At 67.8% G+C, this 2,863-nt stretch carries 3 protein-coding genes; 2 read left to right on the forward strand and 1 reads right to left on the reverse strand.

Annotated elements, in window-relative coordinates; all coding sequences use genetic code 11:
* Positions 1–201, forward strand: a 201-nt coding sequence (locus WYO_RS31870) for a hypothetical protein (RefSeq protein ID WP_007569342.1), incomplete at its 5' end; no start/stop codon positions are given.
* Between the two features lie 149 nt (positions 202–350).
* Here the strand turns inward: WYO_RS31870 and WYO_RS32300 are convergent.
* A complete protein-coding gene (locus WYO_RS32300) occupies positions 351–1,007 on the reverse strand; it encodes a hypothetical protein (RefSeq protein ID WP_244424350.1) in 657 nt (218 codons plus the stop codon).
* 99 nt (positions 1,008–1,106) lie between these two features.
* Here WYO_RS32300 and WYO_RS28475 point away from each other — a divergent pair, with 99 nt between their 5' ends.
* Entirely contained in the window at positions 1,107–2,585 is a 1,479-nt protein-coding gene (locus WYO_RS28475; RefSeq protein ID WP_244424351.1) for a HAMP domain-containing methyl-accepting chemotaxis protein, read from the forward strand.
* The last annotated feature ends 278 nt before the right edge of the window (positions 2,586–2,863 follow it).

Below are 2,863 nucleotides of genomic sequence, written 5' to 3' on the forward strand. Positions count from 1 at the left end.
GCGCAGGCGCAGGAGGCCGACCTCGACTGGCGGACTCCCGGCCTCGTCTGCCTCATCGACGTGCCGGCCGGCGACGCGACAGCTTCCGTCCCGCCGCCCGGTCAGAAGCGCGAAGACGGTGACCGCTTTCCGCGCTGCTTCTCCGGCACGCCCGGCATCTTCTGGCCCGCGTTCCACCGCTCGGGGGACCGGCATTCTTGAATGTCGGCTTTCGAGGAGGGGCCGGCCGATACGCGTGAGCCTTATGCATCCGTTGCATGCCTGTGGCCACGGTCTCGTGCGGATCTTACGTCCAGGACCCGAACTATCCGGGACGTTGATCGCTCGATGATTCGCTGAAATTCAAATATTTATCCGCAATGATACAGGCATACAAAACAAAAGACTTTTGTATTATAAATCGTTTTGGCAACCTCAAGTAAGAAAATCGTGGCCTTTCGTGCGACCGAGGGGTATGCATCCGGGTCGCTCAACTCGGGTGTTTGATCGTGCCTAGGCTTTCGCTTCGCTTTATCATTGTCGCGATTGTCGCGCTCGTCAGTGCCGTGGCGATCGGCCTGGCGGCCTCGCAACTGTTCGGAAGCAAGACGCGCTCGGATCTGGCAAATCAGGTCGCCGCCTATATGGCGATCGATCGCAATCTGTTCACGAGCCTGACGCAGCTCCGGATCGAGCGCGGCTGGAACATGACCGCGCTTCTCGAGGAGCCTCAGGACAACCGGGTCCATCGACAGACCGCCCGCGATGGCCGCCAGGCGTTCGACGCGGCGATCGACGGTGCGCTCACCGATCTGAAATGGATGCCCGATGCCGCCTTGCGGGCTCGGGGCGTCGAGCTGCAATCCTTCCTGGACACGTGGCGGCGGCTGCGCCCGGCCGTGGACCCGGCCCTCGATCAGCCCCTTGCAGCTCGCGATCCAGCCCTCCGCAAGCAGCTGGACGAGTTCGGCAACCGCTTCCTGATCGCGCTCGAAGCCGCGTCCGACGCCGTCGAAAAGCAGATCCAAGCTCTCGATTCCGCCTTTGGAAGCTTCCTCGATGCCCGGGCCGCGATATGGCTCACGCGGACGAGCAGTGGCCGCAGCGCCGCCATCGTGAGTGCGCTCTTGGCGAGCGGTCGTGCCGCTACGCCCGCGGAAGCGTCGCAACTGAACGCTGCCGACACCCAGGCCCTGACGGCTTGGCAAGTTGCCGCGCGCACCATCGAGATCGGCGGCTTCGACGCAGCCGTGCGCGACACCTATGCCCGGGCCAACGATATCTATTTCGGCGGCCGCATGGCTGAGCTCCGGAACGCGGTTGTCGCCGCCGTCTCGGAAGGGCGGAGGATCCCGGTTTCCAACGCGGCCTGGGATGGCGGGGTCGTCACAGGGCAGAAGGCCGTGTCCGATGCGGCGATCGCAGTCATCGCATCCGCGGTGGATAGGACCCGCGCGGCCGCTGCCGAGGCCCGGCAGGATCTCGTCGTCGCCGTCGCGGCCATCCTCCTCACGGTCGGGTTGGCGATAGCCGCGATCCTGATCGTGCAGTTCCGTGTCGTCCGGCGGATCCTCGGTCTGGCGGCGGCCATGCGGCGCCTCGCCGACGGAGAGCTCGGGACGGAGGTGCCCGGTACGCAGCACGCGGACGAGCTCGGGTCCATGGCCGGGGCCGTGCAGGTGTTCAAGGACAACCTGATCCGGACCAAGGCCCTAGAGGCGGAAACCGCCGAGGCCCGGCGCGTCGCCGAGGAGCAGCGCCGCGGGGCGATGCACCAGATGGCCGACGTGTTCGAGCAGGCCACGGGGGGAATCATCAGCGCGGTCTCGACCTCGGCCGGGGCGTTGCAGGCCACCGCGCAGACCATGGCATCCACCGCGGCCGACACGGCGGAACGCTCGACCACCGTCGCGGCCGCCGCCGAGCAGGCTGCATCCAACGTGAGCACGGTGGCGGCGGCCGCCGAGGAACTGGGCTCTTCCGTCCAGATGATCGGCCGTCAGGTCTCGGATTCGGCCGATCTGGCTCAGGCCGCGGTGGGCGAGGCGGACCAGACCGCCGCGCTCGTGCGGACTCTGAGCGCGAGCGTCGCCAAGATCGGCGAGGTGGTGGGCATGATCTCGGGCATCGCCGCGCAGACCAACCTGCTGGCGCTCAACGCCACGATCGAGGCGGCCCGGGCCGGGGAGGCCGGCAAGGGCTTCGCGGTGGTGGCGTCCGAGGTCAAGGCGCTGGCCGACCAGACCGCCAAGGCCACCGACGAGATCGGCCATCAGATCGGCCAGGTCCAGGGTGCGACGGGCGAGGCGGTGACCGCGATCGGGCAGATCGCCGCCCGCATCCGGGAGATCAGCACGGTGTCCGCCTCGATCGCGGCGGCGGTGGAGGAGCAGGATGCGGCGACCCAGGAGATCGTCCGCAATGTCGGTCAGGCGGCCTCCGGCACCGGCGAGGTAACCCGCACCATCACGGGCGTGGCCCGGGCGGCGGAGAAGACCGGCGCGGCGGCGGGCGATGTCCTGGACTCGGCCTCCGAGCTGTCGCGCCAATCGGAGCGGCTCACCGCCGAGGTCGGACGCTTCCTGGCGACTGTCCGGGCGGCCTGAGGCGGGACCCGCCCGGCACGCCCCTGTCCGGAGGGCGTGCTGGAGCGGCTGCCGCAGAATTGCCCGGATGGTGCCCGGGGATCGGTCCGGTCGCCCCGGCGATTCGTCGGGCGCGACCGCAACGGCCCTCGTGCTTGGAGCGGACCCGATGCGGATCCTCGCCCTGCTCATCCTTCTCAGCATCGGCGCAGCGCAGGCGCAGGAGATCGGAAGAGCACACGTCTGAACTCCAGTCACCGATGTATCTCGTATGCCGTCTTCTGCTTGAAAAAAAAAAA

The organism is Methylobacterium sp. GXF4 (assembly GCF_000272495.1).
Taxonomy (GTDB): domain Bacteria; phylum Pseudomonadota; class Alphaproteobacteria; order Rhizobiales; family Beijerinckiaceae; genus Methylobacterium; species Methylobacterium brachiatum.